The organism is Paraburkholderia sp. RL18-085-BIA-A, assembly GCF_046027075.1.
Lineage (GTDB): Bacteria > Pseudomonadota > Gammaproteobacteria > Burkholderiales > Burkholderiaceae > Paraburkholderia.
On record NZ_JARESU010000010.1, the window covers coordinates 81,743 to 96,268 of the forward strand.

General features: G+C 64.3%; 11 protein-coding genes. 1 reads left to right on the forward strand and 10 read right to left on the reverse strand.

What is annotated here, in order from left to right:
- Window positions 1–67 precede the first annotated feature (67 nt).
- From P0D89_RS09775 to P0D89_RS09815, 9 genes are all read right to left on the reverse strand, one after another.
- Window positions 68–1,321, reverse strand: coding sequence for an FAD-binding oxidoreductase (locus P0D89_RS09775; RefSeq protein ID WP_408376442.1), 1,254 nt, complete (start codon window positions 1,319–1,321; stop codon window positions 68–70).
- A gap of 33 nt (window positions 1,322–1,354) precedes the next feature.
- Window positions 1,355–2,659 carry an aromatic ring-hydroxylating oxygenase subunit alpha gene (locus P0D89_RS09780; protein WP_408357507.1) on the reverse strand — a complete coding sequence of 435 codons (1,305 nt, stop codon included), beginning with the start codon at window positions 2,657–2,659 and terminating at the stop codon, window positions 1,355–1,357.
- Between the two features lie 73 nt (window positions 2,660–2,732).
- A complete protein-coding gene (locus P0D89_RS09785; RefSeq protein WP_408357509.1) occupies window positions 2,733–3,524 on the reverse strand; it encodes an electron transfer flavoprotein subunit beta/FixA family protein in 792 nt (263 codons plus the stop codon).
- Window positions 3,521–4,699 carry an electron transfer flavoprotein subunit alpha/FixB family protein gene (locus P0D89_RS09790; protein ID WP_408357511.1) on the reverse strand — a complete coding sequence of 393 codons (1,179 nt, stop codon included), beginning with the start codon at window positions 4,697–4,699 and terminating at the stop codon, window positions 3,521–3,523. Before P0D89_RS09790 ends, P0D89_RS09785 begins: the two co-directional genes overlap by 4 nt.
- A gap of 4 nt (window positions 4,700–4,703) precedes the next feature.
- The gene (locus P0D89_RS09795; protein WP_408357513.1) at window positions 4,704–6,653 is read right to left on the reverse strand and encodes a (Fe-S)-binding protein; all 1,950 of its coding nucleotides are present in this window, start codon (window positions 6,651–6,653) and stop codon (window positions 4,704–4,706) included.
- Between the two features lie 2 nt (window positions 6,654–6,655).
- Window positions 6,656–8,719 carry an oxidoreductase gene (locus P0D89_RS09800; protein ID WP_408357515.1) on the reverse strand — a complete coding sequence of 688 codons (2,064 nt, stop codon included), beginning with the start codon at window positions 8,717–8,719 and terminating at the stop codon, window positions 6,656–6,658.
- A 69-nt stretch (window positions 8,720–8,788) separates the two neighbouring features.
- A complete protein-coding gene (locus P0D89_RS09805; protein WP_408357517.1) occupies window positions 8,789–9,325 on the reverse strand; it encodes a DUF5943 domain-containing protein in 537 nt (178 codons plus the stop codon).
- 43 nt (window positions 9,326–9,368) lie between these two features.
- Window positions 9,369–10,340 carry a dipeptidase gene (locus P0D89_RS09810; RefSeq protein WP_408376443.1) on the reverse strand — a complete coding sequence of 324 codons (972 nt, stop codon included), beginning with the start codon at window positions 10,338–10,340 and terminating at the stop codon, window positions 9,369–9,371.
- 18 nt (window positions 10,341–10,358) lie between these two features.
- Window positions 10,359–11,633 carry a serine hydroxymethyltransferase gene (locus P0D89_RS09815; protein WP_408376444.1) on the reverse strand — a complete coding sequence of 425 codons (1,275 nt, stop codon included), beginning with the start codon at window positions 11,631–11,633 and terminating at the stop codon, window positions 10,359–10,361.
- 468 nt (window positions 11,634–12,101) lie between these two features.
- Between P0D89_RS09815 and P0D89_RS09820 the strand changes: the two genes are divergently transcribed.
- Window positions 12,102–13,097 (forward strand): GlxA family transcriptional regulator, encoded by a 996-nt coding sequence (locus P0D89_RS09820; RefSeq protein WP_408376445.1) that lies wholly within the window; start codon window positions 12,102–12,104, stop codon window positions 13,095–13,097.
- Window positions 13,098–13,225: 128 nt separating this feature from the next.
- Here P0D89_RS09820 and fdhA read toward each other — a convergent pair whose 3' ends face one another.
- Window positions 13,226–14,425, reverse strand: coding sequence for a formaldehyde dehydrogenase, glutathione-independent (fdhA, locus tag P0D89_RS09825; protein ID WP_408357525.1), 1,200 nt, complete (start codon window positions 14,423–14,425; stop codon window positions 13,226–13,228).
- Window positions 14,426–14,526 lie beyond the last annotated feature (101 nt).

The window sequence follows — 14,526 nt, forward strand, 5'->3', positions numbered from 1 at the left end:
ATTTGCGACATCCAGTTGTCCGCATGCGACTTCGGCCGCTATTGCGCATGCGATTTCCCCTTACTTCTTACTTATCGACGACGAGATCGCTCAATGGCTTGCTGCAGCACAGCAGCACCATGCCCTGATCGATCTCACGCTGGCGAATGCCGCCCGCGTGTTTCATCGCGACTTCACCGGACACGAGCTTGACCTTGCAGGTGCCGCACATGCCTTGCGTGCACGACGCGGGCAGCCGCACGCCCGCTTTCTTCGCCGCGTCGAGCACGTGCTGGCCGCCCGCGCATTCGATCTCGCGGTGGCTTTTGACGAAGCTCACCTTGAAACGCGTTTCCGTCTCGGCCGGCGCGGGCGCGGGCAGTGGTTCAAAACCCGCTGCCTCCTCAAGCGCCTCGGCAAAGCTCCCGGCAGTCACGGGCGCGTCCGCGTGCTGCAACACATCGGCGACATGCACCGTGCTCAATTGCGTGGCCACTTCGCTGACGGTCTCAAACGAAAAACTTTCCTCGTGATAGCGGCTGCGGTCGAAACCGCCCTCGTCCAGCAACTTGCGCACCGCCTGCATATACGGCGCGGGCCCGCACGTGAAAACCTCGCGCTCCAGAAAATCCGGCGCGATCAGCTTGAGCAGCGGCAAGCTCAGAAAGCCGGTCACGCCAGGCCAGTTGGTGCGCGCGCCGACGCGCTCGCAAACGAACGCCGTGCGGAAATGCGCTTGATTCGACGCGATCAGATCCAGCTCGCGCGCGAAGATGATGTCGTCCGGCGTGCGGGCGCTATGCACGAACACGATGTCGCTGTCCTCGCCGAGTTCGTGATGCGTGCGACTCATCGACATCAGCGGCGTGATGCCCGAGCCCGCCGACAGAAACAGAAACTTGCGCGCCGGATGCCGCGCGCAGGTGAACTCGCCGGACGGCCCCAGCACGCGCACCTGCATGCCCGCGTGCAGATGGTCATGCAGCCAGTTCGACACCTTGCCGCCCGGCACGCGCTTCACGGTGATCGAAATCGTATGCGGCCGCGTCGGCGGCGACGAGATCGTATAGCAGCGATTGATCGCCTCGCCGTCTATCTCCAACTCCAGCGTAATGAACTGCCCCGGTTCGAACACGAACGCCCGTTCGGACGGCGCGCGGAAGAAGAAGCTCTTCACGTCGTGCGTTTCGTCGCGCACGTGGCAGCACACCAGCGTGTCGTCCGCATCGCTGTTCCAGCGCGCGGGCAGCGTCTCCCAGAAGCGCGGCTGAGTGACGCGACTCGCGGCGCGCGGTAGGGCCGGTTCGGTGCTCAGCTGAAACGTCGCCTGATCGCGCATCATTGTTCTCTCCCGCTCGTGGTTGCGGTGTCGCGCTCAGCGCATGAAGGACACGACTTTCTCGCCGTGCGAAAGCGGCTCGGTGTCGAGCGTTTGCGGCGCATTGCCGTAATCCGCGAGACGGCCGATGTACCACTCGCAGAACTTTTCGACGAGGCCCTCGGTGAACGGCGAATACGGCCCCGGCTCATACGCGCTGCTTGTCGCTCCTCGCTGCGAATACTCGACGAGCGCGCGGTCCTGATCGTTGGTCGCGCGCCATACGGCGGTCAGATTGTCGAGGTCGTAGTCGATGCCTACGCGGGCGTCTTTATGCACGAGCCACTTGGTGCGCACCAGCGTCTTGCCCGCCGCAAGAGGAATCGCCGAAAAGCTGACGATGTGATCGCTCATGAAGTGATGCCACGAATTCGGCTGGGTCCAGAACGACAGCCCGCCAAGATCGGCCTGCTCGAAACCGCCCAGCAGTTTCTTCGACGCGATCCTTGCGTCCAGCGTTTGCGATTCGCCGTCGCGATCGAGCGGCAGACGTTGCGTGCGAAAACCGGTGACTAGATCGGCCAGCCGGTCGATTTCCGCCGACGGCAACTGCATCGCTTCCCATTGCGCGGTGCGCCGCGCGACGGTCGCTTCGAACGCGGCCATGCCTTCCTCGTTGGCGGGCGTGCGCTGATAGCCGAAGCCGTATTCGTACAGTGAGATCGTCAGCTCCGGATGGTTCGCGACGCAGTGATAGCACTCGCGATTGTTTTCCATCGTGAGCTTCCAGTTGCCCTCTTCGATAATGTCGATCGACGCCGCGATCTTGCAGCCGGCCAGATCGTGCGGCAGCAGATACGGTTCCATCGCGGCGCGCATCACCGCGAAGTCGGTCGGCGGACGCTCGGCGAGGCAGATGAAAATCAGCCCCGCGAGGTTCTCGATATGTACCGCCTTCAGGCTATGTTTGCAACGGTCGAACTGCTCGCCCATGTGCTCGGCGAACATCAGATCGCCGTTCAGGCTGTACGTCCAGCTGTGATACGGGCACACGATATTGCCGAGCGAGCCCTTGCTGGTATTGCACAGGCGCGCGCCGCGATGGCGGCAGACGTTGTGAAACGCCCGCACCTGCATGTCGTCGTCGCGCACGATCAGGATCGAATCGTGGTCGAGTTCCACCGTCACGTAGTCGCCCGGCTCGGGCACGTCCGGTTCCACCGCGACCTGAATCCAGTGGTGGCGGAAGATCGCATCCATGTCGAGCGCGAAGATGTCCTCGCTCGTATAGAACGGCGCTTCCAGCGTGTAATTCTTTTTGCGGCGTTCGATCATCGCGCGAACGTCTGCCGAAACTTTCATCGTGTGCTCCGTTGCATGTCACGTCTGGCGCCGCGCCAGGCCCTCCTGGACGCATGCTGGCCCGAACCGGAATTCAGTAATCCACCAGTTGATGCTCGCGCAAATACGCGAGGATCACTTGTGCTTTTTCGACGGAACTCCCTTCTATTACGACGCTGCCGCCACGGCTTTCGGTCGTCGTCGCCGAGAGCATGCGGGCGTGGCCGCAACGCTTCTCGGCGGCGGCGAGGCGCACCGGTTTCGCGGTCGTGGGACGGCTGGTCCACGCGAGGTCGTCGGGGTTGGTTGCGTGCGGACTTGTTGCGGTTTGCGCAGCGCTCACGCGGATTGCGCCTTCGCGCAGCCGCGCATACGCATAGGTCGGCGCGGCATTGGCCAATGGATGCATCGCGATCAGCGCGGGCAGTTGCACTTCGACGCGCCGGCGTAAGCCCTTCGGCATGAATTGCCGGACTTCCGCGCAACCGTCACGCAAGCTCAGATCGACGGCTGCGCCGACCAGCGGCATCCCCAGCGCATGCGCGACGCGATACGGCAGCATCCCGCTGTCGAATGCGCCTTCCGCGCGCGTGCCGGTCAGCACGAGGTCGTAGCCTCGCAGACGCGCGGCGAGCAACGTCGCCACGTCGGCCTGCGATGCGGACCTGTCATGAAATTCAAGCACCTCGACCGCGCGCGCGCCGAGCGCCAGATACTCGCTCAACGCAGGGTTCGACGCATCGCCCGCGTGCAGCACATCGAGCGTCGCGCCGTGCGTTTTCGCGAGCGACAGCGCGATGGTGAGCGCGGCCGCATCGTTACGGCTGTAGCGCGCGGTGCCGCTCACCGGATGACGGCCCACCGAAACCAGCACGGCGATCTTCATGCGAGCGCTCCTTCAGCAACGGCGGTTGAATTGAGCAACACAGCACCGGTTCCGCGCGCGCTGCGCGCCGCGGCCGCTGCCTCGTTGAGCGCCGCGATGGTTTCCTGCGCGTCGGCGATCACGGTCAGATTCGCGCGCCTGGCGATCGGCGCGCTGGCGTCGAGATTCACGGCAATCACATGGCGGCAACTCTTGATGCCTTGCAGGTGCTGCACCGCGCCGGAAATACCAAACGCGATATACACGCTCGCCTCGACGGTCTTGCCGGTCGCGCCGATCTGCTTGTCGCGCGTGAACCTGCCATCGTCCACTGCGACACGGCTCGCGCCGATCGCCGCGCCCAGCGTGGCGGCCAGCCGCTCGAACGCGGGCACGTCGCTCACGCCGTTGCCCGCCGACACGATAAAGTCCGCCTCTTCCAGCGCCAGTTGCGCCGCGTCGATTTCCTCAATGCCGAGATCGCGCACCGAGATCCGCGACGCAGCGGCATCGTCATCGAAACGCCACTCGACCCGCTCGCCCGCGCCGACGAACGGCAGTTTCGGCTCGACCGCATTCGGCGCGAGCAGCACTACGTCCGGTAACGCGCACACCGCGAGCGCTGTATTGGCGTGGATATAAGCGGCCACGTGCGCGGCATCCAGCTCGACGACATGCGTCGCGACGCTGGCATTGGCGGCAGCCGCGTAACGGCGGCCAAGGTCGCCGTCGCCGGTTGCGTTGTCGGGCAGGAAGATATGCATTGGCGCATAGGCCGCGACACATGCGGCCAGCGCGTTCAATTCGTCGAGCGGCGCGAACGCGCGGCGGTCGAACCCCGGCAGCGCGATCAGTTTGTCGGCGCCGAGCGCGGCTGCGTCACCACTGAATTCGCCGAACACCAGCAGCACGACTTCGGTGTTCGCGTCGGCGATCAGCGCGGCGCCGGCCAGCGTCTGGCGCGCGTGTTCGTCGAGCGCGCCACGGTCCGCGTGCGCCGCAATCAGCAGCGCGCGTTGCGGCGCGGCCGTCGTGCGCCGTGGCTTCGGTGGTTCGCGATGCGCGTCGCCGGACACAGTGAATTGCAGCGCATCCGCCACGCCGCTCGCGTGGGTCACGCCGAGCGTGATCCGCTTGAGTCCGTCCGCCGTCACCGTGAACGGGCGGCGCGGGTCGATTCGTTTGAGCGTGTCCATTGCGTCACTCCAGCGCCGCAGCAACCAGTTCGGCGACGTCCAGCACTTCCGGACGCGGCCCCACCACGCCTTCGAGCATCGCCGCGCAATTCGGGCAGCCCACCGCGACGATCTCCGCGCCAGTGGCGCGCGCGTCGTCGATGCGAATATCCGGAATGCGCCGCTTGCCAGGAATATCGGTCAACGGCGCGCCACCGCCGCCGCCGCAACAGCGCCCGCGCATGCCGTTGCGCTCCATCTCCACCACCTTGATGCCGATGCTCTTGAGCAGCCGGCGCGGCGCCTCCGTCTCACCGTTATAGCGGCCCAGATAGCACGGGTCGTGATAGGTGATCTTGCGCTCCGTGAACGCGGCGACCGCGCGCGGCGACAGCTTGCCGCCCGCGACCAGTTCGTCGATCAACGCAGTGTGATGCTGCACTTCGTAGAAACCGCCCAGCGCGCGATATTCGTTGCGCAGGCTATGCAGCACGTGCGGATCGGCGGTGACGATCTTGCCGAACGAGAACTGCGCCAACGTGCCAATCAGCTTGTGCGCGAGCTGCTGGAAGGTCGCTTCGTCGCCGAGACGCCGGGCCGTGTCGCCGGTATCGGTTTCGACGCCGCCCAGCACCGCGTAGTCGATGCCCGCGCGGTTCAGCACCTTGACCAGCGCGCGCAGCGTGCGCTGATAGCGCATGTCGAACGCGCCTTCGCCGGCAATCAGCAGCACGTCCACACGACGTCCAGGCTGTGCGACCTGCACTTGCAGATCCACCGCCCAGCCGTAACGCGCGCCGATGTCGTAGCCGTTCGCGCTGCCGGTCTCGCGCAGATTCGCAAGCGTGAGCGGCCCCTTGCCCGGCACCCTGCCTTCGACCAGCGTCTGATTGCGCCGCATGTCGACGATTGCATCGACGTGCTCGATCAGCATCGGGCACTCCTGCACGCACGCGCGGCAGGTCGTGCAGGACCATAGCGTGTCCGCTTCGATCAGACTCGAAATCAGCGGCTTGCCGGGCGCGCCGGCATGCTTGCCGATCGCGATGCCGGGCGTCGGGCTGCCCGCATAGTCGGCATCCGTGCCGCCGACCATGCCTGTCACCAGATCCTGAATCAGCTTCTTCGGATTCAGCGGCTGGCCGGCGGCGAACGCGGGACATGCCGCCTCGCACTTGCCGCATTGCACGCACGCGTCGAAACCGAGCAACTGGTTCCAGCGAAATTCGACCGGCTTGCCGACGCCGTATTCCTTCGCGTCGAGCAGCGGCGTTTTCAATGCGGTAGGCGGCACCGTATCGTGGCCGGTGCGGCCGCTTCGCTCGCTGCGATCATGGCGTTCGTGATGATCGGCAAAGCGCTCCTGGCGCGGATGAAACGCGAGGTGCAGCAGGCCCGCAAGCGCATGTTTCATCGGACCGCCGCGCGCCGCGCCGAACGTCATCGTGAAGGCGCCCGCCGCGATCAGCAGCGCGACAACCGCCGCGAGCGCGCCCGACATCGCCGCAGCAGGCAGCACGATGAACAGCGCAAGCCCGAGCGCGAACGACCCGAGCAGCAGCGGCAACTGATCCCACGGCCCGCGCGAAAGCCGTGCCGGCACCGCCTTCGCGCCATGCCGGCGACGCCACACGAACGCCGCGCCTGCCAGCATCACGAGCGCGGCCAGCAGGATCAGCTTGTCGAGCCACGGCGAGTAGATCGCGAGACCGTAGTTGACGAACACCAGCGCCATCGCGAGGATCGCTCCGCCAGCGGTGGCGACGTGCGTTCTCGCGATGTACGGATCGCGCGCCACCACATGATGCAGGTCGACGAAGTAACGCTTCGGAATCGACAGCAGATTGGTCCAGCCATAGGCGCCCGCCGCGGTCGCGCGGCCTTCGCGCCAGTAGGCGGCGCGTCTTGCGAGTGCGAACGCGAGACCGGCTATCGACATCCACAGCAGGACGGTGATGACAAACACGGGGCTCATCGTCAGAAATCCTTGCAAAGGCGCAGCGCGTCGTAGATCGCGCCGTGAATGTTGTGCATCGAAATGCAGTCGCCCACGCGAAACAGCAGGAAGCGGCCATTGCCGAGTTCTTCGCTGAGTGATGGCTGCGGCTCGGACGCGAACAGCTTGTGCACGTCCACTTGCCCGCGGTTCAACGACTCCGGCTTGAGCGCCCAGTAAAGCTGGTCGTTCGGCGTGCTGCCGTTTTCGATCACCACCTGATCGACCGCGCGCTCTTCCTGTTCCTCGGTGTACTCGTTGCGGATCACGGCGATCTTCTTGCCGTCTTCCTCGTAGACCTTGTCGAGCCAGTAGTTCGGCGTATGGATCACGCCCTGCGCGTAGAGCCGCCGGTAGAAGATCGGGAACGTGGTGCCGCCGACGTCGTCGGCGACCTTCACGTCGGGCGTCACGATCTCGACGTTCGAGCCGCGGCTCGACATGAAATCGGCGACGCCCGCGCCCGCATGCGTGCTGACGCCGTCGTACACGAGCACGTTCTTGCCCGGCTCGACCTTGCCGGACAGCACGTCCCACGAACTCACCGCGAGGCCGTCCGCGACACCCCACGCCGCCACTTGCGACGTGAACGCCGAACCGCCCGTCGCGAGCACGACGATGTCCGGCTTCTCGGCCATGATGGTTTTTTCGTCGGCGGCGACACCGAGACGCCTGTCCACGCCCAGGCGCTTCGTCTCCATGTCGAACCAGCGCACGATGCCCGCCATCTGCTCGCGCTGCGGCGCCTTCGCGGCCAGCATGATCTGGCCGCCCACATAGTCGTTCTTCTCGAACAGCACCACGTCGTGGCCGCGCGACTTCGCTACGCGCGCCGCCTCGAGTCCGGCCGGCCCCGCGCCAACCACGACGACCTTGCGCTTCAGCCCGCGCGTCTTCGCGATCACATGCGGCATGGTCGCTTCGCGCGAGGTCGCGGCGTTCTGCACGCACAGCACGTCGAGCCCGTTGTACTGGCGGTCGATGCAGTAGTTCGCGCCCACGCACTGCTTGATCTCGTCCTCGCGGCCGTCGCGGATCTTGATGACCATATGCGGATCGGCGATCTGCGCGCGCGTCATGCCGACCAGATCGACCATGCCGTTCGCCAGCAGCCGCTCGGCCTGGCCCGCGTCGCGAATACTTTGCGCGTGCATCACCGGCAGCTTCACCACCGACTTGATGCCGGCCGCAAGATGCACGAACGGCTCGGGCGGCAGCGCCATCGGCGGCATGCAGTTGGCGAGCGTGTTGTGCGTGTCCGCGCCCGAGCCGATTACGCCGAGGTAATCGATCAGCCCTGTTTCGCTCATCGCCTGGGCGATTTCCTTCAGTTGTTCGTGATCGAGTCCGTCCTCATGGAACTCGTCGCCGCACATGCGCAGGCCCACGCAGAAATCCGCGCCCACCGCCTCACGCACCGCCTTCAATACTTCCGTGCCGAAACGCAGACGGTTGTCGAGCGAGCCGCCCCATTCGTCGGTGCGGAAATTGGTGCGCGGGCTCCAGAACTGATCGATCAGATGCTGGTGCGCGGCGGAGATTTCGATGCCGTCCATGCCCGCGTCCTTCACTCGTTTCGCAGCTGCCGCGAAGTCGTCGATGATGCGGCGAATCTCTTCTACTTCGATGATCTTCGCGTTGCCGCGATGCACCGGCTCGCGCACGCCCGACGGCGACATCAGATGCGGCCAGTGCTCGCCGTGAAACGCCGAGCGGCGTCCCATGTGCGTGGCCTGGATCATGATCTTCGCGCCATGCGCATGCATCGCTTCGACAAGCCGTGCGAGCGGCTCGATGATTCTGTCGGTCGACAGATTCACCGACTTCCACCAGCCTTGCGGGCTGTCGATCGACACCGGGCTCGAGCCGCCGCACACCGCAAGCCCGACACCGCCCTTCGCCTTTTCCTCGTAGTAGCGGATATAACGGTCGCCGGGCAAGCCGCCCGGCTCCGCATAAACTTCCGCATGCGCGGTGCTGACGATGCGGTTGCGCAAGGTCAGCTTGTTCAGCGTGAGCGGTTTGAAAAGGTTCGGGTAACGCATCGCGATCGACCTCGGAATGGATAGGCTTGTTGCGCTCTGTCGTGCCTGTATGCGCTTCGGGATAAGTCGTCAGGACGCGAGCGGCGACACTTCGAACACGCAATGCGCGTGGCCTTCCGCCGCGCAGCGCGCTTCTCTCGAATGCGACGGCGGCCCTTTGCGCGCGGCGTTCGGCGCGGTGTCGTTGACCCAGTCCATCGCGCCCGCGAACCAGCCGGCGAACATGTAGCAGAGCTTGCCGACCTTGCCCGGCTGCGCGAGCACGAACGACGAGTGATGCAGTTCGATGCGCGCGCGCGAAGCCGACGGATCGGCTTCGGTGATCGTGAAGATGCCCCAACCGCGTTGCGACAGACGCTTCAGGTAGTGTTCGAATACCGCCATGCCGGTGATGCCGTGCTGTTTGGCTTCCTTGTCGCACCAGAAATACGCGGACTTGTAGCCAGCCTTGTAGAGAATCTCCGCGTACGCGTCGAGGCCGAGCGCTTCTTCGACAGCGGTGTGATTATTCGTGAAGAAATGCCGCGGCACGTAGAGCATCGGCAGCGCGTCGGTGGTCCAGACGCCGGTACTCGCGTCGACGTCGATAGGCAGTTGGGGTTGCATGTGGGAACTCCGCTTTTATGTGCTTGATTGGGTAGCTGAACGCTCAGACTTTCCAGACTTCGCCGAACACTCGCACCCAGTTTTCGCCCATGATCTTTTTGATGCGCGTTTCGCTCCAGCCGGCGCGCTCCATCGCGGCAGTCAGATTCGGAAACTCGCCGATCGTGCGGATGCCCTCGGGATTGACGACCTTGCCGAAGTTCGTCAATTGGCGGTAACGGCCCTTGTCGTGCGTGATCCAGTCGAAGAACTCGGTGCTGTAGCCTTGCGTGAAGTCAGTGCCGATGCCCACCTGGTCTTCGCCGATCAGATTCACCACGTAGTCGATCGCCTCGATATAGTCGTCGACGGTCGCATCAGGGCCGCGCTTGAGGAACGGCGAGAACATCGTCACGCCGACGAAACCGCCCGCGTCGGCAATCTCTTTCAGTTGCTCGTCGCTCTTGTTGCGCGGATGCTCCTTCAATCCCGACGGGCAGCAATGCGAATAGCACACCGGTTTCTTCGACGCGGCGATCGCTTCGGACGAAGTCTTGCCGCCCACATGCGACAGGTCGACCATGATGCCGACGCGGTTCATCTCCTGAATCACTTCGCGGCCGTAGCCGGACAGGCCGCCGTCGCGCTCGTAGCAACCGGTGCCCACGAGGTTCTGCGTGTTGTAGCAAAGCTGCACCACGTTCACGCCGAGGTCCTTGAATGCTTCGATATAGCCGAGGTTGTCCTCGAACGCGTGCGCGTTCTGGAAGCCGAAGATGATGCCGGTTCTGTTCTCCTTCTTCGCGCGGAAGATGTCGTCGGTGGTCCGCACCAGCGTGAGAATCTCGCCGTGCTCGCGAATCTGCTGCTTCATTTCCGCGATATTGTCGACGGTCTTCTGGAAGCTCTCCCACACCGAGACCGTGCAGTTCACCGCGGTCACGCCGCCCTTGCGCATGTCCTCGAACACTGAGCGCTCGAACTTCGAAATGTTCAGACCGTCGATGATGATGCTGTTGTCGTGCAAAGTGCTCATCGTTTGCTCCAGGCGTACTCAGTAAATGGGGAAACGCTCGCACAGCGCGAAAACTTCGCGGCGCACTCGTTGTTCGGTGGCGGGATGGCCGTCCGGGTGGTCGCGCAGTGCGTCGAGCACCTCGACGATCAGCCGCCCGATATCGCGGAACTCGCTCGTGCCGAAGCCGCGCGTCGTGCCCGCCGGCGTGCCGAGGCGGATGCCCGACGTGACCGTGGGCTTTTCGGTGTCGAACGGAATGCCGTTCTTGTTGCAGGTGATGCCCGCACGTTCCAGCGCCTGCTCGACCTGGTTGCCCTTCAGGCCCTTGGGCCGCAGATCGACCAGCAGCAGATGGTTGTCGGTGCCGCCCGTCACCAGGTCGACGCCGCCCGCCTTCAGCACCTCGCCCAGCGCCTGCGCATTCGCGAGCACGTTGTCGATGTAGGCCTTGAAGCCGGGCTGCAGCGCCTCACCGAACGCGACCGCCTTGCCGGCGATCACATGCATCAGCGGGCCGCCTTGCAAACCGGGGAACACCGCCGAGTTGATCTTCTTCGCGATGTCTTCGTCATTCGTCAGCACAAAGCCGCCGCGCGGGCCGCGCAAGGTCTTGTGCGTGGTCGATGTGACCACATGCGCATGCTCGACCGGATTCGCATGACGCCCCGCCGCGATCACACCGGCTATGTGCGCCATGTCGACCATCAGCTTCGCGCCCACGCTGTCGGCAATTGCACGCAGCCGTGCGAAATCCAGTGCGCGCGGATAGGCAGAGAAGCCGGCGATCAGCAATGCCGGTTTGTGCTGTTGCGCGAGCGCCTCGATCTGCTCGTAGTCGATCAGCATCGATTCGCGCTTGACGCCGTATTGCACCGCGTTGAACCACTTGCCCGACAGCGCAGGCTTCGCGCCGTGCGTCAGGTGGCCGCCCGCGTCCAGCGACATGCCAAGCACCGTGTCGCCCGGCTTGAGCAGCGCGAGCATCACCGCGCCGTTGGCCTGCGCGCCGGAGTGCGGCTGCACGTTGGCGAACTTCGCACTGAACAACTGCTTGATGCGATCGAGCGCCAGCGTCTCGATCACGTCCGCGTATTCGCACCCGCCGTAGTAACGCTTGCCCGGATACCCTTCCGCATACTTGTTGGTCAGCACCGAGCCTTGCGCTTCGAGTACCGCGCGCGACACGATGTTTTCCGACGCGATCAACTCGACTTGCGACTGCTGGCGTTCCAGCTCTTTCAGAATGGCGCCGCGCACCGCCGCATCGCGCGCGGCCAGCGAGTCTTCGAAGAAAGGATTCGGGTTCGACATGGAAGGTCCGTGGGGTGGTTGACGGAAGGCCGGTAGCGGCGTCTGGCGCATTGCCTTCGCCGGTCTGCATTGCGTCTATTCTTGACGTTCGCCCCGCGCGCCAATTTACGAATTCAGACGTGTTCTTTGCCTTTTCCGCCATACGGGTCATTTTTCGACAAATCGGCATGAACGAGCCGCGGCGCAAGCGCTTTGCGTGACGAATCGCGCGAGCCGATACAACGAATGAAATGCTCAATAAACGCCGCGTATTTGCTGCACTGCGACTGATCGCCGTGCGCGGTTGAAGTGCGCGACACGCATCGGGTAGCGCCGTTCTGGTGCCGATTGTTTAGCTATCCAAGCTGTTTCTCCGGCAACCGAGGGTTTAGCCTGATGGCATGCTAGTTGCACTACTGCTCAGAATTGCAGCAGTCGCCGCTCCCCACGGCGACGCGACATTACAGATTCGAAGGAATCACTCCCCCCATGTCCACCGATCGCATTGCGTCGTTGTCGCACTTCGCCTTCATGCCGGTTCCCAACTTCACGATGATCGCGTTCACCAACGCGATCGAAGTGCTGCGCATGGCGAACTATCTGACGGGGCAAACGCTTTACCGCTGGTCGATCGTGAGTCCTGAAGGCGGTCCGGTTACCGCGAGCAATGGGCTGTCGGTCGACACCGGTCCCGTCGAATGCGTCGGCCAGCCGGACATCGTGTTCGTGGTCGGCGGCATCGACGTGCAGCGCGCGACCACGCCCGCCCATCTGTCCGCGCTGCGCCGCTTCGCGCGCATGGGCAGCCTGCTCGGCAGCCTGTGCACGGGCACGTATGCGCTCGCGCGCGCCGGCTTGCTGGCCGGTTACGCGTGCGCGATTCACTGGGAGAACATGTCGGCGCTGAAGGAAGAGTTTCCCGACACGCGCTTTCTGAAAGAGCTATTCGTAGTCGACCGCGATCGCGTCACCTGCACCGGCGGCGTCGCGCCGCTCGACATGATGCTGAACCTGATCGCGCCGCGCGTCGGCACGGCGCGCGTCACGCAGATCGCCGAACAGTTCATCGTCGAACATGTGCGCGACACCAGCGCGCAACAGAAAATGCCGCTCGTTGCGCGGCTCGGCTCGGCCAACAAGTCGCTGTTCGAAGTGATCTCGCTGATGGAGAACAACATCGAAGAGCCGCTGTCGCGCGAAGAACTCGCGCGGCTCGCGGGGATGTCACAACGGCAATTGCAGCGGCTGTTCCGCGAACATCTGGGGATGACGCCCACGCACTACTATCTGACGCTGCGTTTGCGGCGCGCGCGCGAATTGCTGCTGCAGACCGACATGTCGATCATGCACATCACGATGGCTTGCGGCTTCCAGTCCGCCTGCCACTTCTCGAAGAGCTATCGCGACGCGTTCGGCACGGCGCCCACGCGTGAGAGGCGCAAGCAGACCCCGTCGCTTGCCGCGGTGCCGAGTCTGGTGGCTTGAGGCGCGCGGTCCGCCCGGGCGTTTTTCTTCGCAACAAAAAAATAAGCGCGCTAAACGGATTTCCGTTCAGCGCGTGGGTAACTATCGCAACCCGGTTGCGTGCATCACGCTTACGCCTCCGTTCCTCGTCAAGCCGCCTTCAACAATCCATGCGGGTCGATCACAAACTTCTTCGGCGCGCCGCCGTCGAATTGCCGGTAACCCTCGGGCGCATCATCCAGCGACACCACCGTCACGTTGACGATATCCGCAATCGGCAAGCGGTCCCACAAGATCGCCTGCATCAGATTGTGGTTGTACTTCATCACCGGCGTCTGCCCCGTATGGAACGAATGCGACTTGGCCCAGCCTAGTCCGAAGCGGATGCTCAGGCTGCCTTTGCGCGCAGCGGCATCGGCGGCGCCGGGGTCGTCGGTCACGTACAGACCCGGAATGCCGATCGCGCCGGCCGCGCGGGTGATTTCCATCAGCGAATTGAGCACCGTGGCCGGCGCTTCTTCATGCGAGCCGCTGCTGCCGTGGCCGTGCGCCTCGAAGCCGACGCAGTCCACCGCGCAATCCACTTCGGGCTTGCCGAGGATCTGCTCGATCTGCTCGCCGAGCGTCGCGTCTTTCGACAGATCAATGGTCTGGAAGCCCATCTTGCGCGCGTGCGCGAGACGCGCTTCGTTCATGTCGCCGACGATCGTGCAGGCCGCGCCCAGCAATCGCGCCGACGCGGCCGCCGCCATGCCGACCGGCCCCGCGCCCGCGATATAAACCGTCGCGCCCGGCTTCACGCCCGCCATCACCGCGCCGTGATAGCCGGTCGGCAGAATGTCGGACAGACACGTGAGGTCGCGGATTTTCGACATCGCCTGCGCGCGGTCGGGAAACTTCAGCAGATTGAAGTCCGCGTAAGGCACCAGCACGTACTCGGCCTGGCCGCCGATCCAGCCGCCCATGTCCACGTAGCCGTACGCGCCGCCCGCACGCGACGGGTTCACGTTCAGGCACACGCCGGTATGCTGCGCCTTGCAGGTCGGACAACGTCCGCACGCGACGTTGAACGGCACCGAAACCAGATCGCCGACTTGAAGCGTTTCGACGTCGCGGCCCACCTCGATCACCTCGCCGGTGATCTCGTGACCCAGCACGAGGCCGACTTCGGCGGTCGTGCGGCCGCGGACCATGTGTTGATCGGAGCCGCAGATATTCGTGCTGACCACCTTCAGGATCACGCCGTGGCCGATCGACCGGCCGCGTGGATCGACCATCTTCGGATAGTCGATCGACTGAACCTGCACCTTGCCCTGCCCGAGATACACGACGCCGCGATTGCTGCTCATTGTCTGTCTCCATGTCTTGTGAGCGGCGCGCCCGACTTTGCGGGGCACGCCGTTCAACGAGCGTAGCAACCGCCGCCGCGAAGCATAGGCAGCGAACACGA